At 61.9% G+C, this 21,075-nt stretch carries 21 protein-coding genes and 1 pseudogene; 8 read left to right on the top strand and 14 right to left on the bottom strand.

Annotation, left to right across the window (positions count from 1 at the left end; genetic code table 11):
* Positions 1-129 precede the first annotated feature (129 nt).
* The gene (locus B5P46_RS16560) at positions 130-1,986 is read right to left on the bottom strand and encodes a M3 family oligoendopeptidase (protein WP_129419597.1); all 1,857 of its coding nucleotides are present in this window, start codon (positions 1,984-1,986) and stop codon (positions 130-132) included.
* A gap of 325 nt (positions 1,987-2,311) precedes the next feature.
* Here B5P46_RS16560 and B5P46_RS16545 point away from each other — a divergent pair, with 325 nt between their 5' ends.
* Positions 2,312-3,856, top strand: coding sequence for a sigma-54-dependent transcriptional regulator (locus B5P46_RS16545; protein WP_129419596.1), 1,545 nt, complete (start codon positions 2,312-2,314; stop codon positions 3,854-3,856).
* A gap of 178 nt (positions 3,857-4,034) precedes the next feature.
* Positions 4,035-5,885, top strand: a complete 1,851-nt coding sequence (locus B5P46_RS16540) for a DUF882 domain-containing protein (RefSeq protein ID WP_129419595.1) — start codon at positions 4,035-4,037, stop codon at positions 5,883-5,885.
* Positions 5,886-6,039: 154 nt separating this feature from the next.
* Here the strand turns inward: B5P46_RS16540 and B5P46_RS16535 are convergent, their stop codons facing one another.
* The 3 genes from B5P46_RS16535 to B5P46_RS16525 form a co-directional block, all read right to left on the bottom strand.
* A complete protein-coding gene (locus B5P46_RS16535) occupies positions 6,040-6,303 on the bottom strand; it encodes a DUF2312 domain-containing protein (protein WP_003542853.1) in 264 nt (87 codons plus the stop codon).
* A 91-nt stretch (positions 6,304-6,394) separates the two neighbouring features.
* Positions 6,395-6,700 (bottom strand): DUF1244 domain-containing protein, encoded by a 306-nt coding sequence (locus B5P46_RS16530; protein WP_129419594.1) that lies wholly within the window; start codon positions 6,698-6,700, stop codon positions 6,395-6,397.
* Between the two features lie 29 nt (positions 6,701-6,729).
* Positions 6,730-7,518, bottom strand: coding sequence for an N-formylglutamate amidohydrolase (locus B5P46_RS16525; RefSeq protein WP_129419593.1), 789 nt, complete (start codon positions 7,516-7,518; stop codon positions 6,730-6,732).
* Between the two features lie 200 nt (positions 7,519-7,718).
* Between B5P46_RS16525 and B5P46_RS16520 the strand changes: the two genes are divergently transcribed.
* The 3 genes from B5P46_RS16520 to B5P46_RS16510 all read left to right on the top strand — a co-directional run bounded on the left by B5P46_RS16520 (position 7,719) and on the right by B5P46_RS16510 (position 10,402).
* Positions 7,719-8,204: a DUF1036 domain-containing protein gene (locus tag B5P46_RS16520; RefSeq protein ID WP_129419592.1), complete on the top strand. Its 486-nt coding sequence runs from the start codon at positions 7,719-7,721 to the stop codon at positions 8,202-8,204.
* Positions 8,204-9,643, top strand: a complete 1,440-nt coding sequence (pyk, locus tag B5P46_RS16515; RefSeq protein ID WP_129419591.1) for a pyruvate kinase — start codon at positions 8,204-8,206, stop codon at positions 9,641-9,643. The genes B5P46_RS16520 and pyk overlap by 1 nt, the downstream gene beginning before the upstream one ends.
* 123 nt (positions 9,644-9,766) lie before the next feature.
* A complete protein-coding gene (locus B5P46_RS16510; RefSeq protein WP_129419590.1) occupies positions 9,767-10,402 on the top strand; it encodes a LysE family translocator in 636 nt (211 codons plus the stop codon).
* Between the two features lie 2 nt (positions 10,403-10,404).
* On the opposite strand, the pseudogene B5P46_RS16505 reads toward B5P46_RS16510, so the two are convergent.
* Together B5P46_RS16505 and B5P46_RS16500 are read right to left on the bottom strand one after the other, a co-directional pair.
* Positions 10,405-10,963 (bottom strand): annotated as a pseudogene (locus B5P46_RS16505) (DUF4865 family protein).
* Between the two features lie 31 nt (positions 10,964-10,994).
* The gene (locus tag B5P46_RS16500; RefSeq protein ID WP_129419589.1) at positions 10,995-11,414 is read right to left on the bottom strand and encodes a tautomerase family protein; all 420 of its coding nucleotides are present in this window, start codon (positions 11,412-11,414) and stop codon (positions 10,995-10,997) included.
* 117 nt (positions 11,415-11,531) lie between these two features.
* Here B5P46_RS16500 and B5P46_RS16495 point away from each other — a divergent pair, with 117 nt between their 5' ends.
* Both B5P46_RS16495 and B5P46_RS16490 read left to right on the top strand, forming a co-directional pair.
* Entirely contained in the window at positions 11,532-12,428 is an 897-nt protein-coding gene (locus B5P46_RS16495; RefSeq protein ID WP_129419588.1) for a LysR substrate-binding domain-containing protein, read from the top strand.
* Positions 12,429-12,660: 232 nt separating this feature from the next.
* On the top strand, positions 12,661-13,473 hold the full coding sequence (locus B5P46_RS16490; protein ID WP_129419587.1) for a phytanoyl-CoA dioxygenase family protein: 813 nt from the start codon (positions 12,661-12,663) through the stop codon (positions 13,471-13,473).
* Between the two features lie 62 nt (positions 13,474-13,535).
* Here B5P46_RS16490 and B5P46_RS16485 read toward each other — a convergent pair whose 3' ends face one another.
* The 8 genes from B5P46_RS16485 to B5P46_RS16450 all read right to left on the bottom strand — a co-directional run bounded on the left by B5P46_RS16485 (position 13,536) and on the right by B5P46_RS16450 (position 20,523).
* Complete coding sequence (locus B5P46_RS16485) at positions 13,536-14,510, bottom strand: threonine ammonia-lyase (protein ID WP_129419586.1); 975 nt, start codon at positions 14,508-14,510, stop codon at positions 13,536-13,538.
* A 135-nt stretch (positions 14,511-14,645) separates the two neighbouring features.
* Positions 14,646-16,382, bottom strand: a complete 1,737-nt coding sequence (ggt, locus tag B5P46_RS16480; protein WP_129419585.1) for a gamma-glutamyltransferase — start codon at positions 16,380-16,382, stop codon at positions 14,646-14,648.
* A 140-nt stretch (positions 16,383-16,522) separates the two neighbouring features.
* Entirely contained in the window at positions 16,523-17,578 is a 1,056-nt protein-coding gene (locus B5P46_RS16475; RefSeq protein ID WP_129419622.1) for an alpha/beta fold hydrolase, read from the bottom strand.
* A gap of 114 nt (positions 17,579-17,692) precedes the next feature.
* Complete coding sequence (locus tag B5P46_RS16470) at positions 17,693-18,331, bottom strand: tetratricopeptide repeat protein (protein WP_129419584.1); 639 nt, start codon at positions 18,329-18,331, stop codon at positions 17,693-17,695.
* A 112-nt stretch (positions 18,332-18,443) separates the two neighbouring features.
* Positions 18,444-18,569: a type B 50S ribosomal protein L36 gene (gene ykgO / locus B5P46_RS16465; RefSeq protein ID WP_003542835.1), complete on the bottom strand. Its 126-nt coding sequence runs from the start codon at positions 18,567-18,569 to the stop codon at positions 18,444-18,446.
* Between the two features lie 164 nt (positions 18,570-18,733).
* The gene (locus B5P46_RS16460; protein WP_129419583.1) at positions 18,734-19,810 is read right to left on the bottom strand and encodes a 5-(carboxyamino)imidazole ribonucleotide synthase; all 1,077 of its coding nucleotides are present in this window, start codon (positions 19,808-19,810) and stop codon (positions 18,734-18,736) included.
* Positions 19,807-20,301, bottom strand: coding sequence for a 5-(carboxyamino)imidazole ribonucleotide mutase (gene purE, locus B5P46_RS16455; RefSeq protein ID WP_017968169.1), 495 nt, complete (start codon positions 20,299-20,301; stop codon positions 19,807-19,809). The genes B5P46_RS16460 and purE overlap by 4 nt, the downstream gene beginning before the upstream one ends.
* 18 nt (positions 20,302-20,319) lie before the next feature.
* On the bottom strand, positions 20,320-20,523 hold the full coding sequence (locus B5P46_RS16450) for a YdcH family protein (RefSeq protein WP_003542832.1): 204 nt from the start codon (positions 20,521-20,523) through the stop codon (positions 20,320-20,322).
* Between the two features lie 228 nt (positions 20,524-20,751).
* Between B5P46_RS16450 and B5P46_RS16445 the strand changes: the two genes are divergently transcribed.
* On the top strand, positions 20,752-20,925 hold the full coding sequence (locus B5P46_RS16445) for a YdcH family protein (RefSeq protein WP_003542831.1): 174 nt from the start codon (positions 20,752-20,754) through the stop codon (positions 20,923-20,925).
* Positions 20,926-21,075: the final 150 nt, after the last annotated feature.

The following is a 21,075-nucleotide window of genomic DNA, read 5'->3' as shown; positions in this document are numbered from 1 at the left end:
CGAAGCGACGTCCTGAGCATATGCGAAGGACAGGTTCTGCCGTGTCGCCCCCTCATCCGCCTGCCGGCACCTTCTCCCCGAGGGGAGAAGAGACCCGTTGCGGCCCTTCCGCTCTTGGCGAAGGGAATTTCAGGCCGACCTATCCAACGCTTCCAGTTCGTCGATCAGCCCTTCGATCATCGACAGGCCCTGGCTCCAGAACGACGGATTGGTGGCATCGAGGCCGAAAGGCTTCAGCAGTTCCGAGTGATGCTTGGTGCCGCCGGCTCTCAGCAGTTCGAAATACTTCTCCTGAAAGCCCTTCTCGGCCTTCTGGTAGACGGCATAGAGCGAATTCACCAGGCAATCGCCGAAGGCATAGGCGTAGACATAGAAGGGCGAGTGGATGAAGTGGGGGATATAGGCCCAGTAGGTCTCGTATCCCTCGGAAATGTTGATCGCCGGCCCAAGGCTTTCCGACTGGACGGAGAGCCAGAGTTCGCCGATGTCGTCGGCTGTGAGTTCGCCAGCCTTGCGGGCGGTGTGCAGCTTGCGCTCGAATTCGTAGAAGGCGATCTGGCGCACGACCGTGTTGATCATGTCCTCGACCTTCTGGGCAAGCATCGCCTTGCGCTCGCGCGTATCGGTGGTCTTTTGCAGAAGGGCGCGGAAGGTCAGCATTTCGCCGAAGACGGAAGCGGTTTCGGCAAGTGTCAGCGGCGTCTGGCACATCAGTGCCCCCTGCGCACCGGCGAGAACCTGGTGCACGCCGTGCCCGAGTTCATGGGCGAGCGTCATCACATCGCGCGGCTTGCCCATGTAATTGACGAGCACATAGGGGTGGGCCGAGGGAACTGTCGGATGGGCGAAGGCGCCGGGCGCCTTGCCGGCACGGACCGGCGCATCGATCCACTGTTCGTCGAAGAACCGCCTGGCGATATCAGCCATTTCGGGGGAAAAACTGCCATAAGCCGAAAGCACCGTGTCCTTCGCCTCCGGCCAGGAGATGATGGCGCTGGAGGTTTCCGGAAGGGGCGCATTGCGGTCCCAGAAATTCATCTGCTCCATGCCGAGCCATTTCGCCTTCATCTTGTAATAGCGATGCGACAGGCGGGGATAGGCCTCGCGGACGGCTGCGGCCAGCGCATCGACGACCTCGCGCTCGACGCGATTTGCCAGGTGTCGGCTGTCGGCGATGTCCTCGAAGCCGCGCCAGCGGTCGGCGATCTCCTTGTCCTTGGCAAGCGTGTTGGTGATCAGCGTGAAAGTGCGGATATTCGCCTTGAAGGTTTCGGCGAGCGCCATGGCCGCCTTGCGGCGCACTTCCGGATCCTTTTCCTGCAGCTTGTTCAGCGCCACTTCGAGCGGCACTTTCTCGCCATCGATATCGTAGCGAAGTTCCGCCATGGTTTCGTCGAAGAGGCGGTTGAAGGCTGCGGCCGATGTCATCGACTTTTCGAGGAAGAGCTGTTCCAGTCTGTCGTCGAGCTGGTAGGGCTTGTCCTTCCTGAGGTCGAGCAGCCATGGGCGATAATGTCCGGCGGCGGGATCATTCGCCATGCAGGCGTCGATCACCGCGTCGTCGATGCGGTTCAGTTCCAGCGCGAAGAACAGGAGATGGCCGGAAAATTCGGTGATCTTGGCCTGTACGTCGCCGTAGAGCTTGCCGTTTGCCGGGTTGGTGGTGTCGGAGAAATAGGTGAGGCCGGCAAAGGAGCCGAGACGGCCGATGATGTCATCCAGCGCCTCATATTCCTTCAGCGCCGCGCCGATGCCCTCAGCGCCGGTCTTCGTCGCCGCCTCAGTGAGTGTGCCCTTCCACTTTTCTTCAAAGGCGATCGCGGCCTTGCCGGCCTTTTCCATGTCGGCGACGAAGGCGGTGGAGGTGGCGGAGGGATAAAGATCCTGCAGCTTCCAGACCGGCAGATCGCCGAGCGCCGCATCGGCGGCCCCAGCTGGCGCTGCCGCCGATAGAAGAAGGCCGGCGTGCGGGAGCTTGTTTTTCATGAGCGCAATTCCTCTCCACTTTTATAACAGGTCTGCCGTAACAGGTCAGCTTGTCTACCGCATCGGCCCGAAAATCGGAATCGATTTTCGGAAAGCACGATGCGTCGATTGAAAGTGTTACAGCGACCTTTGCGCGTCTGAGAAGACGCGCAGCGCTGTAAGCGTGCCAAGGCCCGGCATTAAGGGGCTTTCGGCGCATGAAAGGCCTCGCTTCGGCACGAAAACGACCCGTTGCAATCGTTAAAATGCAATTGTTTCTCAAAACTGGATGTTCAAGCCTTGCTGTCAGAGTGCGCTTCATGGTTTCGCATGAAGTGAGGCGACAATGACCGGTTACAATGAGCTCAAGGGAGCAGGGCAAATCCTCGTGGTCGAGGACGACCCCGTGCAGCGCCGCCTGCTCAAGAACGCAATCGAGCGTCACGGCCATGTCGTGCACCAGGCGGAAAATGGCCGCATCGGCCTGGAAATGGTCAAACGCGACAGCGGCCTTTTCAACGTCATCGTGCTCGACTTGATGATGCCGGAGATGACCGGCCTCGAATTCCTCGACGCGCTTCATGAATTCGGCACGCAGATCCCCGTCATCGTGCAGACGGGGCAGGGCGGCATCGAGACGGTGGTGCAGGCGATGCGCGCCGGCGCCTTCGATTTCGTCGTCAAGCCGGTCTCGCCTGAACGCATCGCCACTTCGATCTCGAACGCGATGAAGCTCGACCAGCGCGAGGTTAAGGCACGGGCCGGACGCCGGTCGCGTTCAGGCTCGGTCGGCTTCGACGATATCGTCTCGGCAAGCCCGGCGATGCTCCGCGTCATCGATCTCGCCCAGCGGGCGGCTCAGTCCAACATTCCCGTCGTGCTCGAAGGCGAATCCGGCGTCGGCAAGGAACTGGTGGCGCGCGCCATCCAGTCCGGCGGCGACCGCTCGAACAAGCCCTTCGTCACCGTCAATTGCGGGGCGATCCCGCATAATCTGGTCGAGAGCATTCTCTTCGGTCACGAGAAGGGTGCGTTTACCGGCGCGACCGAGCGTCATATCGGCAAATTCATGGAAGCCGATGGCGGCACCATCTTCCTCGACGAGATCGGCGATCTGCCGCTCGAGGTGCAGGTGAAGCTTCTGCGTGCCGTGCAGCAGGGCGAGATCGAGACCGTCGGCGCGCGCACCGCGCACAAGGTCAATGTCCGGCTGATCTCGGCGACCAACAAGGATCTGATCGAGGAGGTCAAGAACGGCCATTTCCGCGAGGATCTCTACTATCGCCTCAATGTCTTCCCGATTACCATTCCGGCGCTGCGCAAGCGCAAGGAAGACATTCCGCATCTGGTGCGCGTCTTTGCCGACCGCTTCTCCAGCGAGCAGAAGAACGGCCGCCGTATGACGGTGAATGCCGGCACGCTGGCTTTGCTGACCGCCTATGACTGGCCGGGCAATATCCGCCAGCTCGAAAACGCGATCTTCCGCGCGGTCGTCCTGGCCGAAGGGCCGGAGCTGACCGAGGCGGATTTCCCGCAGATCGCCGCCCAGCTTCCGGAATATGAAGTGATAGATCACCTGGCACTCGTTGCCGACAATACCGGTCTCAATCCCGACGATGGCTATGGCGAGGACTTCAGGGCGTCGATGTCGGGAGAGGTGCACCACCGCCTGTCCGAGACCTCGGAAAACGCGATCGCCAGCGTCAATCCTGCCGGAGACGTGCGCAGGCTTGCCGATGTCGAGGAGGAACTCATCCGATTCGCGCTCAAATTCTATCGCGGGCAGATGAGTCAAGTAGCGCGCAAGCTCGGCATCGGCCGATCCACACTTTATCGCAAGCTCAAGGACTACGGCATAGACCCTGATAATCCCCAGAAAGATGCGGCTTAAGCGCTTTTCGTTAAGATTAAGGCAACCACGTTTTGTTACTAGTCATAAACCACTTGTTAGTGGCGCGTTTACTATGTAAAGAAAAGGTTGATCATGTGTGGCATTTTTGCCATCGTGTGACCGCATTTGACAGTCATCTGAGACAGTACGGGACATTGTCTGTCTGACGGGGATCGAGTTGCCGAATCTGAATGGGAATTCCAAGCCTTCGCGCTTGAGCTGGCGTTTGTTGTGCGCCGACATTTGCGGAAAGGCAATAAGGACGGTAGCGGCCGCCCTTCTTGCGCTCGCGGTTTCCTCACCGGTATTCGTTGGTACGCCTTCGCAGGCAGCGGGCGACACTCGCAGCCTCAAGCTCTATTTCATTCATACCGGCGAAAAAGCCGTCATCACCTACAAGCGTAACGGCAAGTTCGACCCCAAGGGTCTGGAGCAGCTGAACCGCTTCCTGCGCGACTGGCGCAAGAACCAGCCGACGAAGATGGACCCGCGCCTGTTCGACCTGATCTGGGAAGTCTATCGCCAGAGCGGTTCGAGGGATTACATCAACGTCGTCTGCGGCTTCCGCTCGCCGGGGACCAACGAGATGCTGCGCGGCCGCTCGCGCAAATCCGGCGTCGCCGAAAAGAGCCAGCATATGCTCGGCAAGGCGATGGATTTCTTCATTCCCGACGTCAAACTCGCGACTGTGCGCGCCATCGGCATGAAGATGCAGGTCGGCGGCGTCGGCTTCTATCCGAAGTCTGGCTCACCCTTCGTGCACATGGATGTCGGCGGTGTTCGCGCCTGGCCGCGCATGAGCCGCGACGAACTGGTCCGGCTCTTCCCGAACGGCAACACCATCCATATTCCGGCCGACGGCAAGCCGCTGCCGGGCTACCAGCAGGCAATGGCCGAGTATAAGCGCCGCGGCAGCGGCCCGCAGATCCAGATCGCCAGCGCTTCCGAATCGGCGGCGCCGAAGCATAAGACGCTGTTTGCCGCGCTCTTTGGCGGCGGAGCGGACGAGCAGGAAGACGAGTCGGACGATTCCACGCCTGTCGCCGTCGCCAAGGCGACGCCGCCGAAGGCCGAGCCCGCCCCTGCCGAGCCGCGGCAGACCGAAGTCGCCGATCTGAACGCGCCGGTGCCGCAGGTTCGCCCGGCATTCAGCAACCAGCCGGCGGCCAGCGAAGTGGCGAATGCACTCGTCGCGCCGCCTTCGGGTAATGCGGCACAGCAGGCTCTTGCGGCGGCCCTTCCGGCCGATCAGGCCCAGCCGCAGCAGTTCGCCGATCTCAGCGCCTACAGCATTCCGGTTCCCTCGCTTCTCGGCCAGCGCCGCGCGCCTGGCGACGCCGAGGTTGCATCGACCGATCCCGTGCTGACGGGCGCGAATGCGCTGCCGGTTCCGACGCCGATCGAACGGCCTTCCATTGCCGAGAACCTTCTTGCCGCGGCCGATGCCGATCCGGAGGCAGACGCCGACGAAGCCGATCAGGACGCGCTGTCTCCTGCCGTTGCCGATGCACTCGACCAGCAGCGAAACGAGGATGCGGAAAACCAGATCGCGTCGAAGGCGCCGCCGCAGACGGTTGAGCAGGCGATCAACGCCGCGATGACTCAAAAGGCGCCTGCCGCAAAGCCGCCGCTCGAACTCGCCGCCTTGGCGCCGATGACCAAATCGGCAAGCTTTGGCGACGGCTTCGACGAACCGGCTGTCGAAAGCGCCGTGGCGCAGGGGCTTCCTGCCAAGGGTGGTCGCCCGACGCATAAGGAAGCCGCCGCAGCGGATGCAAGCCGCACGACGGTGCGCACCGAGCCGAAGCTGACGGAAAAGATGATCTCGCAGTGGGCGCTCACCAATGCCCGCCTGGAAATGGCCTCCAAGCAGGTCAAGGCGCCGCGGTTCGTCAGCCAGACGATGCGCGCCCAGCCGACCGCCGTCTATGCCGAGGGCTTCAACGTCAAGACCGCTTCGGTCGACCCGGCCCGCTTCAGCGGCACGGCTGTGAACTTCATGGAAGTGCGCAAGTTCAACACGAACTGAGCCTGCCGATTACGGAATATCGAAAACCGCCGGAGCGATCCGGCGGTTTTCTTTTTGCTGTTTCGATGGAGCGAGATGGCCGTTCCGCATTGCGCGCAAAAGAAAAGCCGCCGGAAGGCCCCAGCGGCTTGTCGATATCGGCGATGTGGGCGGATCAGCCCTCCGGCGGCGACTCGATCATGCCGAGCGCGAGCAGGTAGGTGTCGAGGATTGCTTCCTCTTCCATGCGTTCCTGCTCGTCCTTCTTGCGCAGCGCCACGACCTTCTTCAGGATCTTGGTATCGAAGCCCATTCCCTTGGCTTCGCCATAGACGTCCTTGATGTCGTCGGCGATGGTCTTCTTTTCTTCTTCCAGCCGTTCAATGCGCTCGATGAAAGCGCGAAGCTGATCGCGGGCGACGCCATGAGCATCAGACATCGTGTTCTCCTGATTTTTCGGTGATCAATTTTGGATGCCAGTGACTGCCGCGAAGCGGCGTCACGGTCAAGCCTGTTCGCGGCCAGCCAAGCTATTTGTGTGGGTTGTTCAGTTCAAAAGCAGCCTTTTGCACAGGCGAGGCCTCGTTCTGGTGAAGATTCTTCCAGTCCTCATAGGACATGCCATAGACCATTTCGCGCGATTCGTCCCTGGTAACCGGGACACCTTCGGCCTCGGCGGCTTCGCGATACCAGTTCGACAGGCAGTTGCGGCAGAAGCCGGCCAGATTCATCAGATCGATGTTCTGAACGTCGCTGCGTTCGCGAAGATGTGCGACGAGGCGGCGGAAGGCGGCAGCCTCGAATTCGGTCTGTTGTTCCTTGCTGGGCGCTGTCATCTCGCTTCCTTTCATTAAGGGCCTGTCGTTCAATAGGGGCCGGTGCGCGACAGATGAACGTCGTATCCGTGCAAGGCGGGATCGGCATTCATCGCCGCAAAGATCGGCGCCAGGCGTTCGGCCCATGCTGATATGCCGGTCTCGTCTGCGATCAGGTCCTGCCGCACCTCGAGCAGCGCATGCGGAATGCCTGTGATCATGCAATGGCGGTACATCGTATCGCCCTTCAGTGCGCCGTCATAGGGTTCGTTGTCGCCGACGGCGAGATCGGGGTCGGCGCGCAGCATGTCGAGCAGCGGGCCGACGGCGCGATGGTCGCTATCCCAGAGCACGGCGGCGTGCCAGGGACGGGGAATGCCTTTCCAGGCCGGCGTGAAGGAGTGCAGCGACAGCACCAGCGGTGCCCTGCCGGTGGCATTCGCCACGCTGTCGATCGTTGCGGCGACAGCGTCGTGATAGGGGCGATGGAAGGTTTCGATGCGGTAGTCCCATTCCTGCGGCGTGATCGGATGATTGCCTGATATGACGGCGCCGTCGGAGATCTTCATGATCAGCGTCGGATCGTCTTCGCCGCGATTCGGATCGATCAGCAGACGCGAAAAGCCGCCGAGCACGGCAGGAACGCCGAGCTTCGCAGAAAGCTGCCGCGTCAGGCCCTCGATGCCGATGTCATAGGCGATGTGGCGGGCGAAGGCCGCATCGGGCAGTCCAAGCCGGCCATATCGTGCGGGAAGGCGGTTCATCGCGTGATCTGCGAGGATCACCATGCCTTTGTCATGTTTGCCAGATAGGATTTCGAAGGATTGGAAGTCGTCCATCAAGATTGCCGTTCGTCATTGCACCGTCGGGCGCAGTGATCGCATGCACCTGCGGCGGGTTCAAGCGCGGCAGGTGGGGAGAGGTTGAGCCGGACCCTCGACCGGTGGTTTGTGAAAGGAAATATAATCGATTAGCATTGCGTTGACTTTCGCTTGACGGCGGCGCAAGAAGACACGGATACGAATAACCGTGGAGCTATTTGGGAGCCGTGTTGATCCAAGCCGCGCCAAGTTTCCTCACGCGGTCCGGACCGCTGGTCCGTCTCGCTCTGTTCGCTCTTGCAGCCGCCATGCCGTTTTTCATCGCAGATGCCGCACGCGCTGATTTTCGCGTCTGCAACGGAACGCAGAATCTCGTCGGCGTCGCGATCGGATATCGGGCCAAGGATGGCTGGATGACGGAGGGCTGGTGGCAGGTGCCGGCAACGACCTGCGCCACGTTGATCGAAGGAGAATTGCAGTCGCGTTATTATTACCTCTACGCAGAGGACGCCGCCCGAGGAGGACGATGGACGGGTGACGTGCAGATGTGCGTGGCGGAAAACGAATTCAAGATCTCGGGTGTGCAGGATTGTTATGCCCGCGGTTACCAGAAGATGGGATTCAAGGAATATGATACGGGCCGCCAGGGTAGCTGGATGGTTCAGCTCTCCGACACCCCAGGGACGCAAGAAAGCCAGAATTGATGAAGCGTAATCGCAAAGTTAAAATCCTCGCCACCCTCGGGCCAGCCTCCTCCGAGGAATCGATGATCGAGAAGCTCCACCAGGCCGGTGCGGATGTCTTCCGCATCAATATGAGCCATGCGAGCCACGACATGATGCGTATGCTTATCCAGCGTATCCGCTCGGTCGAGGCGCGCTCCGGCCGACCAATCGGCATTCTCGCCGACCTGCAGGGACCGAAACTGCGTGTCGGCAAGTTCGTCGACGGCAAAGTGGATCTGAGGCCCGGCCAGACCTTCACGCTCGACAACAATGAAGCGCTCGGCGACCAGAACCGCGTCTATCTGCCGCACCCCGAGATCCTGGAGTCGGTGCAGCCCGGCCACCGTCTGCTGATCGATGACGGCAAGCTTGCCCTGCGCGCAGAAAAATGCGACGGCAAGAGCATCGTCACGACTGTTATTTCGGGCACGCGCATCTCCGACCGCAAGGGCGTCAGCCTTCCCGACACGCTGCTCGGCGTCGGCGCGCTGACGGACAAAGACCGCGCCGATCTCGACGCGGTGCTTGCCACCGACGATGTCGACTGGGTGGCGCTTTCCTTCGTCCAGCGTCCCGACGACCTTGCCGAAGTGCGCAAGATCGCCCGTGGCCGCGTCGGCCTGATGTCGAAGATCGAAAAGCCGCAGGCTCTCGAGCGCATCGAGGAAATCATCGAGCTTTCCGACGCATTGATGGTCGCCCGCGGCGATCTCGGTGTCGAAATGCCGCTCGAATCGGTTCCCGGCATCCAGAAGCAGCTGATCCGTGCCTGCCGCCGTTCGGGCAAGCCGGTGGTCGTTGCCACGCAGATGCTGGAATCGATGATCTCAGCGCCGGTGCCGACACGTGCCGAAGTTTCCGACGTCGCGACCGCCGTCTTCGAAGGTGCGGATGCCGTCATGCTCTCGGCCGAGTCGGCCTCGGGCGACTATCCCGTCGAAGCCGTCTCGACGATGGCGTCGATTGCCACCGCCATCGAGCGCGAGCCGCATTATCCCGGCATCATCTATGCCCAGCGTGCCCAGCCAGAAGCGACCGGCGCCGATGCGATCTCGCTTGCCGCCCGTCAGATCGCCGAGACGCTGAAGTTGTCGGCGATCGTCTGTTACACCTCGTCGGGTACGACAGGCCTTCGCGCCTCGCGCGAGCGTCCGCAGGTGCCGATCCTGGCGCTGTCGCCGATCATCAAGACGGCGCGCCGTCTTGCCGTCGTCTGGGGCCTGCATTGCGTCGTCACCCATGACGCGACCGATCTCGACGACATGGTCAACCGCGCCTGCCGCATCGTCGCTGACGAAGGCTTCGGCAAGCCGGGCGACCGCATCATCATCTCGGCCGGCGTGCCGCTCGGCACGCCCGGCGCCACCAACATGATCCGCATTGCCTATATCGGCTCCGACGGCCAGAGCGGCGTCTGATCCGATCGCATCCCTTTGAAGGCCCGCTGCCTGAAGAGGCGGCGGGTTTTTTCGTTGATGGGGCGGTATTGCCAAGGGCTGCGGTGCGTGCAAGTTTCGATTCCCTGGGTTCGGAGGAGCATCATGGACATCGTCACGCTTCTGGCTTTTGCGGCCGTTTCCTTCGTTGGTATCGCGACGCCGGGGCCGACAGTGCTGCTGGCGCTGACCAACGGCTCTCAGCATGGTCTGCGCCGGGCAGTTGCCGGCATGATCGGCGCGGTGCTGTCCGATTTCGTGCTGATCGGCGCCGTGGCGATCGGGCTCGGTGCGCTGCTGGCGGCATCGGAATTCTGGTTCTCGATGCTGAAATGGGCGGGTGCCGCCTATCTCGCTTTTCTCGGTATCATGCTGCTGCGTTCGAAGGGCACGATCGATGCGGCGTTGACGTCCGGAGCGCCTGCGGGCGCGACTTCGTCCTTCTCGATCGGACTGAAGAGCTTCATGGTCGCGGCGACCAATCCGAAGGGCTACCTGTTCTTCTCGGCCTTCCTGCCGCAGTTCATCGACCCTACTCTGCCTCAGGCAACACAATATATGCTGCTGGCGCTGGTCTTTGCCACGCTCGATTTCCTCATCATGTTCGGCTACGCCTTCTTCGGCTCGCAGGCGGTGCGTTTCCTGAAAACCTCAGGCGCAATGTGGCTGGAGCGGGCCTGCGGTGGCGCGCTGCTGGCGCTTGCCGGCTCGCTGGCCTTCTATCGCCGGGCAACCGTTTGAGGTCAGGGTTGAGGCAGGGATAAGTGGCCGACGCGATAGGCTTGCGTGTGCTCACCGATCTCGGGAATCTCTCGCCAGAGCCTGAAGCGCACCCGCGTCCAGCTCGTCGGTTCGAAGCCGGAGACGGAGGCGAGTGCCGCGCCTGTCGCAATGTCGGCTGTAGCCTCTGCGCTTTCGGCACGTCGGATATCGGCAAGCGGCGCGTAAGCCTCCGTTTGCAGAATATCGCGTGTGGCGAAACTGGCTGCTGCGATGTCGGATGAGATTTCTGCCTGCAAGACGATCCAGGTTCTCACCTGTGGCCAGCCGAAGGCGCTGGTGAGAGCCTCGAAACCTGGGCCGCAGAGGAAGTCGCTTGCTCCTTCCGGCCTCTGCCAGAGATAGAAGGGGCGCATAGAGATTGTCGTGGCTGCCGAACTCCCCCTTGCGGGCGCTGAGATAGGCTTTGAAGCCGAGATTGGGAAAGCCGTCGAGCAGTGGACCCTTGTCGCGGATGCGACGGTCGATGATCGACATGTCGTAATCGGCGGGCAGGGTGAAGCCGTATTGCATGGCGATCATGACCGTGCCTCGACGGGTAGCCGCCATTTCCTCATTGCCCACCTCCGGCCGAGCGCAGCCGCCAGTCGGGGTCGGTCATCTGGGCAATGCCATTGCCGAAGGACCAGTCTTCCGGTGCGCTGGTGCTGATGACGATCATCACATCCTCGGGCCGGAGGCCGGGCGATTGCGCCAGGAGATCGGAGAGCCGCCGATAGAGCGCCTTCTTCGTCTCGGCCGTACGGGGCCTGCCGATCGTGATCGAGATATAGACGAAATCGTCGGAGCGCGGGCCGGCGAGATAGCTGCGGTCGAAGATCAATTCGTTCTCGTCATGCTGGTGGATGGTCTGGAAGCGGTCGTTTTCGGGCACGTCGAAGGTCTCGACCAGGGCGCGCTGAATGTTGTCGGCCAGTGCCATGAGGTAGTCCGGCGACTTGCCTTTGCGAAGGGAAATGCGAACGAAGGGCATCGGAATCTCCATGGTTCAGGCCGTCCGTCGGCCTTGACAGCAGAACCATCGCACGGCACGATGATGCTGAAAATCAGAATTTTATGGATTAATGATCCTTAAAAACGGGATTATACAATGCGCCGGACGAACTTCGATCTCGATGTGCTTCGAACCTTTTCGACCGGCATGGAGCTTGGCAATTTCGCCAAGGCGGCCGAGCGGCTCGGGCGTTCGACCTCGGCAGTGAGTGCGCAGCTGAAGAAGCTGGAGGAACAGGCCGGCACGCCGATCTTCCGCAAGGCGGGGCGCGGGCTGGCGCTGACCGATGCCGGCGAGAGGATGCTCGGTTATGCCAGGCGGCTGCTGGAGCTCAACGACGAGGCGGCTGCGGCTGTCAACAGCGTCGAACTGGAAGGCTGGGTGCGGCTCGGCCTGCAGGAGGATTTCGGCGAGACCTTGCTGCCGGAGGTGCTTGGCCGCTTCGCGCGTGCCCATCCGAAGGTCCGCATCGAGGCGCGGGTGGTGCGCAATGCCGAGTTGCTCGAGCGTGTCACATCAGGCAAACTCGATCTGGCGCTTGCCTGGAGCGACGGCACGCTGACGGCGCATTGCGAGCGGATCGGCGAAGTGCCGATGCGCTGGATCGGACCTTCCGAGGGGCAGCCGGGCTGGCAAGCCGCAAGCGGCGAGCCGATGCCGCTCGCTTCGCTGGAGGCGCCGTGCCTGCTGCGCAGCGCGGCGACCAAGGCACTTGATGAGGCGGGCATCTCCTGGCGGCTCGCCTTCGTCAGTCCCAGTCTCGGCGGTCTCTGGGCCGCGACGGCGGCAGGCCTCGGTCTCACCATCCGCACGCCGATCGGCCTGCCGGCGAAGGTCCGGCCGCTGGCGCCGGAGACCATCGGCTTGCCGGATTTGCCAAAGCTCGGTCTGGTCCTGCATCGGGCGGAAGCCGAACCGCAGCCGGCTGCGGCCCGGCTTGCCGAGCTCGTGCTTCAGTCGGTGCAGGGCGCGTTGCGCGAGGTGTTGGCTTGACATCTCCGCATTGACCCCTCGGGCGCAAGCCTGTAGCCTCGAACCGCTATGAAGACGTTCACCCTCAATATCGCTTCGGTCTTCTTCTTGAGCCTCTAAGAGGCTCTGCCTTCGGGCATCAGAAGATGCGGCCGCTGACCAGCCATCGTGGCTGGTGCGTCGCCGTGAACTGTAACCACCCTGCATCTGGCCAAGGAAAGAGCCGGCAGGTTTGGCGATAGAGAGATATGTCATGACATCAGATGTTTACCCGCCGGCACTGAGTGCTGCGCAGATCGAGCGATTCATCGAGGACGGTTTCGTCAGGATCGGCGACGCTTTTCCCCGCGAATTGGCCAAGGAAGCTCGTGCCATCATGTGGCGCGATATTCCCTTCGATGCGGATGATCCAAGGACGTGGACGCAGCCAGTGGTGCGGCTTGCCGGTTATGGCGGCGGACCTTTCGAGAACGCCGTCAACACGCCGGTATTGCATTCGGCCTTCGACCAACTCGTCGGCAAGGGTCGCTGGGAGCCACGCAGTGGGCTTGGCAGTTTCCCGGTCCGCTTTCCCCATCCCGATGATCCCGGCGATGCCGGTTGGCATGTCGATCTGAGCTTTCCCGGCGAGGGTTCCGATCCGGATGAGCAGCGGGACTTTTCCGCCTGGCGGGTGAACATCACCTCGCGCGGCCGGGCGCTGCTGATGCTCTTCCTGTTCTCGGATGTCGGGGAGGAGGATGCGCCGACCCGCATCCGCGTCGGTTCGCACAAGGATATCGCCCGCCTCCTGGCGCCGGCGGGTGAGACGGGAATGGCGCATCTCTGGCTGGAGCATGTCGGGGAGGAGCGGCCGCTGGCGTTAGCGACGGGCCTGGCGGGCACGGTCTATCTGTGCCATCCGTTCCTCATCCATGCAGCGCAGATGCATCGCGGCAAGGAGCCCCGCTTCATGGCGCAGCCCGGCCTTGCACCTTCTGAACCTCTTCTGCTGGAACGGAAGGAAGGCGCCTATTCGCCAGTCGAGATCGCGATCCGGCGGGCGCTTCACGATCACTCCATCTGACGGCTGATCTGGCATCCGGCTCGAGGGGCCGGATGCCTCGCGAAGACGCGCCGGCGTGGCGTCTAGCCGAAGCGTTCGAGCGCCATGGCGAAAATATCGGCATCGACATTGCCGCCCGAGGTGACGGCGACGATCGTGTCGCTTTCCAGGGCGTCGCCATGGAAGAGGGCGGCGGCCAATGCCACGGCGCCGCCGGGCTCGACGACGATCTTCAGCCGCGTGAAGGCGAGCGCCATGGCGCGCAGCGCCTCCTCGTCGGTGACGACGATGCCGGCACCGGCGAGGCGCGTGAGGATCGGGAAGGTGATGTTGCCGGGTTGCGGCGTGACGATCGCATCGCAGATCGAGCCTGATACCGACGCGTTGCGTTCGATCTTGCCGGAGGCGAGCGAGCGGGTGGTGTCGTCGAAATCCTTGGGCTCGCAGGGGCGGACGCGAAAGCCGGGGGCGCTGGCTTCGAGGGCCAGCGCAATGCCGGAGGTCAATCCGCCGCCGCCGCAGGGCACGAGGACTTCGGCTGATGTCACGCCTTCCTCTTCCGCCTGTTCGGAGATTTCGAGACCGGTCGTGCCCTGACCGGCGATGACCAGTGGTTCGTCGAAGGGCTTGATCAGCGTCAGGCCGCGCTCGGCCGAAAGTCTCGCGCCGATCTCGTCGCGATCCTCGTTGATGCGGTCGTAAAGCACCACTTCGGCACCGAAGGCGCGGGTGTTGGCAATCTTCAGCTTCGGCGCATCGCTCGGCATGATGATGACAGAGGGCACATTGTGCAACTTGGCCGCAAGCGCAACACCCTGGGCGTGGTTGCCCGAGGAGAAGGCGATGACGCCTTTCGCGCGCACCGCCGGATCGAGGCCGGAGACGGCCGACCAGCCGCCGCGAAACTTGAACGAGCCGGAATGCTGCAGGCATTCGGCCTTCACAAACAGGCGCCGGCCGGCAATCTCATCGAGGAAAGGGGAGGAGAGAAGCGGCGTGCGCCTGACATGACCGCGCAGACGGGCGCGGGCTGCGACAATCATTTCAATGCTGGCCATTCGGGAATCTTTCTGCTTGCGGGTTCGCCCATGCATAGGGCGAGGCACGCCAATTGTGAACGGCGACTTTGTCACGGTGACATGAATGGGTGCCACCGCTTCCGCCGACTGTTTGATCAGGCGCTTCCCGAAAGGTCAGTAGCCGCTTGCCGACCCTTCCGCTGCGCGGCTATCCATGGCACCGTTGTAGCGGGCGCCGCCGCCTTTTGCGATGGCGGCAAGGCTTTTGCCGCCGACGAGGATGCCGGCGGCCTGGCCCCATTGCGGCGCGTCATTGCCGCCATCGAAGCTGTAGCCCATGGCGGCAAGTGTCTTTTCGGTATCCGGCGAAAGCGCATAGGGTTCGAGAAAGACTTTGTCGGGCTGCCATTGGTGGTGGAGACGCGGGGCGTTGACCGCCTGACTGATATCCATGCCGAAATCGACGACATTGAGGATCGCTTCCAGTGTGATGGTGATGATGCGCGAGCCGCCGGGGCTGCCAATCACCATGAAGGGCTTGTCGTCCCGGGTGACGATCGTCGGGCTCATCGAGGAGAGCGGCGTCTTCTTCGGGGCGATGGCATTGGCTTCGCCCTGCACCAGCCCGTAAAGGTTCGGCACGCCGGGCTTGGAGGTGAAATCGTCCATCTCGTTGTTGAGCAGGACGCCCGTGCCAGGCGCCACGACACCGGCGCCGAAAGAGCCGTTCAGCGTATAGGTTACGGCGACCGCATTGCCCTCGTCGTCGATGATCGAATAATGCGTCGTCTCGGTGCTTTCCTTGCCGCCGAGCGGTTTGAGGTTCGCCGAGGTGCCGGCCTTGTAAGGGTCGATCTTGGCGGCGATCTCCAAAGCATATTTCTTGTCGAGCAGCTTTGTGACCGGGTTCTCGACGAAGTCGGGATCGCCGAGTGCTGCGTTGCGGTCGACATAGGCATAGCGCATCGCCTCGACCATGATGTGCACGGTTTCGGCCGAGTTATAGCCGAGATAGGAGAGCGGATAGCCTTCGAGAACATTGAGGATCTCGCAGATGATGACGCCGCCGGAAGACGGCGGCGGCGACGAGATAATGTCGTAGCCGCGGTAATTGCACTCGATCGGCTTCAGTTCGCGCACGGCATATTGCTCGAAGTCTTGCCTGGCGAGGATGCCGCCGTTGGTCTGGCTTGCTTTGACGATCGCCTCGGCGGGTGCGGCCTTGTAGAAGGCGTCCGGGCCTTTTTCGGAAATGGCCGAGAGCACCGCGGCGAGATCCGGCTGCTGGAGTTTTTCGCCAGAGGCATAGGGTTTGCCATCCGGTTTCAGGAAGATCTTCGCCGCCGCCTCGTCCTTGGCGAGGCGCTTAGCGTTGCTGGCGAAACTGGCGGCATCGCCCTGTTCCAGCGTAAAGCCCTCTTTGGCGAAGCGGAGCGCCGGTGAGATCAGGTCCTCGCGGGATTTGGTGCCATATTTTTCGCGCGCAGTCTCGAAACCCATGACGGAGCCGGGGACGCCGACGGCGAGATAACCGTCGAGGCTGGCGCGCGGCACGATATCGCCCTTGGCATCGAGATACATGGTCTTCGTTGCGGCGAGCGGCGCGCGTTCGCGAAAATCGAGGAAGGTCTTGGTGCCGTCCTTCAGGCGGATGGTCATGAAGCCGCCACCGCCGAGATTGCCGGCCGAGGGATAGACCACCGCCAGCGCATAACCGACGGCGACCGCCGCATCGACGGCGTTGCCGCCGCCTTTCAGCACCTCGACGCCGACATCGGTCGCCAGATGCTGGGCGGTGACGACCATGCCGTGCTCGGCTTCGACGGGCGCAGGCGAGGCGGCGAAAGCCGAAGTCAGGCTCAGCGACAATGCTGATATGACGGAGATCGTCCCGATATGCAGGCGGCCCATGATTTCCCCTCCTATGGACAATGATGGAAAAACATATGGGACTGCCTGAGCCTGAGGCAATGCAAGGATTGGCTCTAAGCTACAGCACGATGATGAAAAACGCTGATAATTTTGGCATCGTGCTCTGGGGCCGAAAGAGGTCACGCGCCGTGCAGGGCGCCTGGCCCCAACGACGGGACGGTTCCGACAGTCCGATCGCGTGAGGCGGCAGCAAGTCTCTCTTCGGCCTTGCGGGCGATTGCCTGCAGGTCGCGCGGCTTGCCGGCAATCTTCTCCATGGCGGCAATGGCGACATCGGTTGCGAGGTAATCCGGCTTGTGGCCGACGCCGCTGACGGTAATGAGTTCGGAGCCTGATATATCGCGGGCAAGGCCGCGCGAATGCAGTTGTTCCCAGACGATCTCGTCGCGGTCGCCCGTTATGATGACGGTCGGCGCAGTGATCTGCGAATAGAGCAGCGACTGCTCCTTCACATAGGCGAGCAGTCTTTTGAAATCGGCAGCATTGTTGTGGAAGGCGCTGGGGCGCAGCACCAGCGACGGACCGGTTTTTTCGATGTAGTCGGCCGGGCGCGGATTGGGGCGGAAGACATTCAGCGTGCCGCGCTCCAGCCGGCTCAGCCCGAGCGGGACGACGATCGCATGGTTGAAGAGCCAGCCGACGATCGGCACGGTCGCCACATGATAGTACCAGTCGATACCGCCCGGCCAGGGATGAGTGGCGGGCGCGAGGAATACCAGGCCGGCGGTCTTGTCAGGATGGCGCAGGCCGAAGGCGGCGGTGATCGCGCCGCCGAAGGAATGGCCGACGATGATCGCCTTCCCGATGCCGCGCTTCTCCATCAGCCTGGCGATCGCATCGGCCTGGCCGGAGGGGACGGCGTTCTCGGGGCCGCCGCGGTCGGAATAGCCATGACCGGGACGATCGACGAACAGCATTTCCGCCCGGCCTTCAAGTGCGGCGCGGAAGGCAACGACCTGGTCGAGCAGATTGCCGCTGGCGCCATGAATGAAGACGAGCGCCGGCAGATCCGCATTTTCGGGACGCTCGATATGGACGGCATTCATGCGGTAGCCGCCGACATCCGTCAGTTCGCCGATATTCGGATAGGCGTGTTCGAATTGCCGCGCCTTATAAGTGGAGTAACCGATGGCGGCGGCGAGCGGGGCGAGAAGAGCGGAAACTTCTGCAAGCATGATCTCAACGAGCGATAATTGCGGGATGACCTGCTGGGGGACAACCGCCACATCGTTCCCTCTAAAGTCTAAAATTGTGCAGCGCGATCCGACGTCAAGGTCACCGGCCGAGAATCAGGTGCGGTTGCCGGCAAGTTTTTCCGCAAGCGTGTTGGCCTGTTCCTGCGCGGTGCGTTCGGCGGGATAGATATCGAGAAAACGCTCCCACGCCTTCAAGGTCAGCTGGTCATTGCCGGAATTGCTGAGGATCGCCGCCATGCCGGAGAGCGCGCCGAAATGGCGCGGCTCGAGATCGAGCACACGTTCGATGTCGGACATCGACTTGCGGTAATTTCCCATGACGAAATTCAGCGTGGCGCGGCGGTTCCAGCTTTCGGCATAATCGGGCTTCAGCGCGATCGCCTCATCGAGGAAATCGAGGGCAGCGGGATTGCGCTTTTCCTCGATCGCCTTGTCGGCCCACTGCATCAGCAGATTGATGGTGGCACTGCCGGAATCGTTCCATTCCATGCGGATTTCATTGGCGATGCCGCTGGCTTTTTCGGGATCGCGTTCACGCTTCAGCTGGCTGAAGAGCTGGTCGATGTGCTGCTTCGGCGAACTGTTGACATCCGCCTGCTCGACGATGACGTCCTTTTTCGCGGCGGCTGCCGGCTCTTCCGCGGCGGCGGCGGCCGGAAAGGAGGAGGTGAGGAAAATGAGAGCGAGCGGCAACGCCGCTGATGTCAAAGCAAAAAAGCGCATGGCGGACATATTAGCCCGCCAGCGCCGAAGATCAAACAAATTTGACGTGATCACCGCAGCGACCCACCGGATATATCTGCCGGCGCAAGCTCACGCGGCAGGGCGATCCGGGCGCGCGAAATCAGCCCTGACGAGCCTTGAAGCGCGGGTTCAGCTTGTTGATGATGTACATGCGGCCCTTGCGGCGAACCAGACGGTTGTCACGGTGACGAGCCTTGAGCGACTTGAGCGAATTCTTGATCTTCATTTTTCTGATCCGCGATCTCTATGGGGGAATTCACATTCGCCCGTATCTTTAACAATCAAAAGCGCGCCATCGGGCGCGCTGTTTAGGTGGGGGAGCAGATACCCCGTCACCTTTTCCGTGTCAACCACATGAAGGTGTTTTTCCCAAGGCGCAGGAGTGTTTTCTCAGGCCAAAACCGGGGATTTCGGCGTCACGGTGGTGACATGACCCATCTTGCGGCCGGGGCGCCACTCGGTCTTGCCGTAGAGATGAACCAGCGTGTCGGGGCGCCGCAGCCAGTCGGGAACGGCAAGGATATCGTCGCCGATCAGGTTCTGCATGACGCAGTCGGAATGGCGCTCGGCATTGCCGAGCGGCAGGCCGGCGACGGCGCGGATATGCTGCTCGAACTGGCTGACGACGCAGGCGGCTTCCGTCCAGTGACCGGAGTTGTGGACACGCGGCGCCATCTCGTTGGCAATCAGACCGCCATCGGCAAGCACGAAGAATTCGATGCCGATGACGCCGACATAGTTCAACGCGGCAAGGATCTTTTCGGCCGATTGGCGCGCAGCGTCCGCAGTCGCTGCAGAGATCGCGGCGGGAACCGTCGAGGTGTGGAGGATACCGTTGCGGTGGACATTTTCGGCGGGATCGAAGCAGACGACCGTCCCGTCGGTGGCGCGCGCGGCGATGATCGAGACCTCGCGCTCGAAGGCGACGAAGCTTTCGAGGATGAGCGGCACGCCGCCAAGTGCTGCATAGGCGCCATCCGGGCTGTCTGCGGCCGAGCGGAAAACCTTCTGGCCCTTGCCGTCATAACCGAGACGGCGGGTTTTCAGCACGCCCTGGCCGCCGAAATCCTTCAGTGCCGTTTCGAGATCGGCCTGGCTGTCGATCGCGTGGAAGCGGGCGGTCGATATGCCGCAGTCATTGAGAAAACGCTTTTCGACGAGGCGGTCCTGGGCTGCTTCCAGCGCCTTCGGCGGCGGATAGACGGACACGCTCGCCGACAGCGTTTCGGCGGCTGCGACGGGCACGTTCTCGAATTCGTAGGTGACGACGTCGCAGATATCGGCGAGTTCGGCCAGTGCCGAGGGATCGTCGTAGGCGGCGGTAATCTGCCGGTTGGCGAGCTGGGCGGCCGGGCAGTCCGCCTGCGGCTCGAGGATGACGGTGCGAAAATTCAACCTGGCGGCGGCAATGGCCAGCATGCGGCCGAGCTGGCCGCCGCCGATAATGCCGATCGTTCTTGCCGTCATAGGTTATCCATCGGGTATTCGGCGACGGCAGCACTCTGGCGCTCGCGCCATTCGTCGAGCCGGTCGGCGATTTCTTCGTCGGAAAGGGCAAGCACGGCGGCGGCGAGAAGGGCGGCGTTGACTGCGCCGGCCTTGCCGATGGCAAGCGTGCCCACAGGAATACCGGCCGGCATCTGCACGATGGAAAGGAGGCTGTCCTGGCCGGACAGGGCTTTCGACTGAACCGGCACGCCGAAAACCGGCAGCGGTGTCATCGCGGCGGTCATGCCCGGCAGGTGAGCGGCGCCGCCGGCGCCGGCGATGATGACCTTGAAGCCCTCCGCGCGTGCGCCCTTGGCGAAATTGACCAGCCGATCGACTGTGCGGTGCGCCGAAATGATGCGCGCGTCATAGGGAATTTCCAGCGCCTCCAGCGTGTCGGCGGCGTTTTTCATGGTCTCCCAGTCGGACTGGCTGCCCATGATGATGGCGACGGGTGGTCTGTCTGTCATCGTTGCTGTTATTCCCTCTCAGGCGATGATGTCAGGGATGATCTGATCTTCCAGCTTGGAGAGCCTGTCCTTGATAACGAGCTTCTTCTTTTTCATGCGCTGGATCCGCAGAGCGTCGCATCCGGTCTGGATCATGGCGTTGATCGCGGCGTCGAAATCTTCGTGCTCCTGGCGCAGGCGCGCCACTATGAGCCTGATTTCCGCCTGTTCCTGATCGGCCATATGCATTCCCCGTTATCGTCCTTGGACCTTGTCCGATCTGGCGATGATTTCCGCAAGCTCCTATCATCAAATACAGGTAACGGCTAGTTAGTCTTGATCATGAAATTGCCATCCAGTCGTCATCTTTTGGCCTTCGACAAGCCTTCAAAAATGTGTCACAGTCCCGCCCGTTGACACCTTGATCCCCGACGATGTTGGCCGGGGAGGGTAAGAGGAAGGAAGGGTCATATGACTGTTCAAGCTCATCTTGAGTCACTCCAGAAAAAGCATGTCGCTCTCGAGGAGGAGTTGCACGCGCTCAGAACATCTCCCTCTATTTCCGATACGGAACTTGCCGAATGCAAGCGCCGCAAGCTGCGCATCAAGGACGAGATTCAGCGTCTTAAGTCATCCGTCCATTAATCTTCCCAAGGGTCGCCGGGCGATCATCTTGCGCAACAAGGTAAATCCATCCATTCCACCAAAAATTTGCAAGAACCGGTGATTTGACACCAGAATTGCGCCAGTCCGATGCATCCGGCATCGTGGCTGGCGCTTTTGGGTCTGTCACGT

Source organism: Rhizobium leguminosarum (assembly GCF_004123835.1).
Lineage (GTDB): Bacteria > Pseudomonadota > Alphaproteobacteria > Rhizobiales > Rhizobiaceae > Rhizobium > Rhizobium leguminosarum_M.
The sequence above is the reverse complement of the archived record's forward strand: the minus strand, read 5'-3'. Positions and strand labels throughout refer to the sequence as shown.

Excerpts from the sequence above, each read along its gene's own strand:
- B5P46_RS16445 (WP_003542831.1), top strand. The coding sequence starts at position 20,752 with ATGACTGTTCAAGCTCATCTTGAGTCACTCCAGAAAAAGCATGTCGCT.
- B5P46_RS16450 (WP_003542832.1), bottom strand. The coding sequence starts at position 20,523 with ATGGCCGATCAGGAACAGGCGGAAATCAGGCTCATAGTGGCGCGCCTG.
- B5P46_RS16545 (WP_129419596.1), top strand. The coding sequence starts at position 2,312 with ATGACCGGTTACAATGAGCTCAAGGGAGCAGGGCAAATCCTCGTGGTC.
- B5P46_RS16490 (WP_129419587.1), top strand. The coding sequence starts at position 12,661 with ATGACATCAGATGTTTACCCGCCGGCACTGAGTGCTGCGCAGATCGAG.
- B5P46_RS16500 (WP_129419589.1), bottom strand. The coding sequence starts at position 11,414 with ATGCCCTTCGTTCGCATTTCCCTTCGCAAAGGCAAGTCGCCGGACTAC.
- B5P46_RS16485 (WP_129419586.1), bottom strand. The coding sequence starts at position 14,510 with ATGGCCAGCATTGAAATGATTGTCGCAGCCCGCGCCCGTCTGCGCGGT.
- pyk (WP_129419591.1), top strand. The coding sequence starts at position 8,204 with ATGAAGCGTAATCGCAAAGTTAAAATCCTCGCCACCCTCGGGCCAGCC.
- ykgO (WP_003542835.1), bottom strand. The coding sequence starts at position 18,569 with ATGAAGATCAAGAATTCGCTCAAGTCGCTCAAGGCTCGTCACCGTGAC.
- purE (WP_017968169.1), bottom strand. The coding sequence starts at position 20,301 with ATGACAGACAGACCACCCGTCGCCATCATCATGGGCAGCCAGTCCGAC.
- B5P46_RS16460 (WP_129419583.1), bottom strand. The coding sequence starts at position 19,810 with ATGACGGCAAGAACGATCGGCATTATCGGCGGCGGCCAGCTCGGCCGC.
- B5P46_RS16510 (WP_129419590.1), top strand. The coding sequence starts at position 9,767 with ATGGACATCGTCACGCTTCTGGCTTTTGCGGCCGTTTCCTTCGTTGGT.
- B5P46_RS16525 (WP_129419593.1), bottom strand. The coding sequence starts at position 7,518 with ATGGACGACTTCCAATCCTTCGAAATCCTATCTGGCAAACATGACAAA.
- B5P46_RS16470 (WP_129419584.1), bottom strand. The coding sequence starts at position 18,331 with ATGTCCGCCATGCGCTTTTTTGCTTTGACATCAGCGGCGTTGCCGCTC.
- B5P46_RS16530 (WP_129419594.1), bottom strand. The coding sequence starts at position 6,700 with ATGACAGCGCCCAGCAAGGAACAACAGACCGAATTCGAGGCTGCCGCC.
- ggt (WP_129419585.1), bottom strand. The coding sequence starts at position 16,382 with ATGGGCCGCCTGCATATCGGGACGATCTCCGTCATATCAGCATTGTCG.
- B5P46_RS16495 (WP_129419588.1), top strand. The coding sequence starts at position 11,532 with ATGCGCCGGACGAACTTCGATCTCGATGTGCTTCGAACCTTTTCGACC.
- B5P46_RS16535 (WP_003542853.1), bottom strand. The coding sequence starts at position 6,303 with ATGTCTGATGCTCATGGCGTCGCCCGCGATCAGCTTCGCGCTTTCATC.
- B5P46_RS16475 (WP_129419622.1), bottom strand. The coding sequence starts at position 17,578 with ATGCTTGCAGAAGTTTCCGCTCTTCTCGCCCCGCTCGCCGCCGCCATC.
- B5P46_RS16560 (WP_129419597.1), bottom strand. The coding sequence starts at position 1,986 with ATGAAAAACAAGCTCCCGCACGCCGGCCTTCTTCTATCGGCGGCAGCG.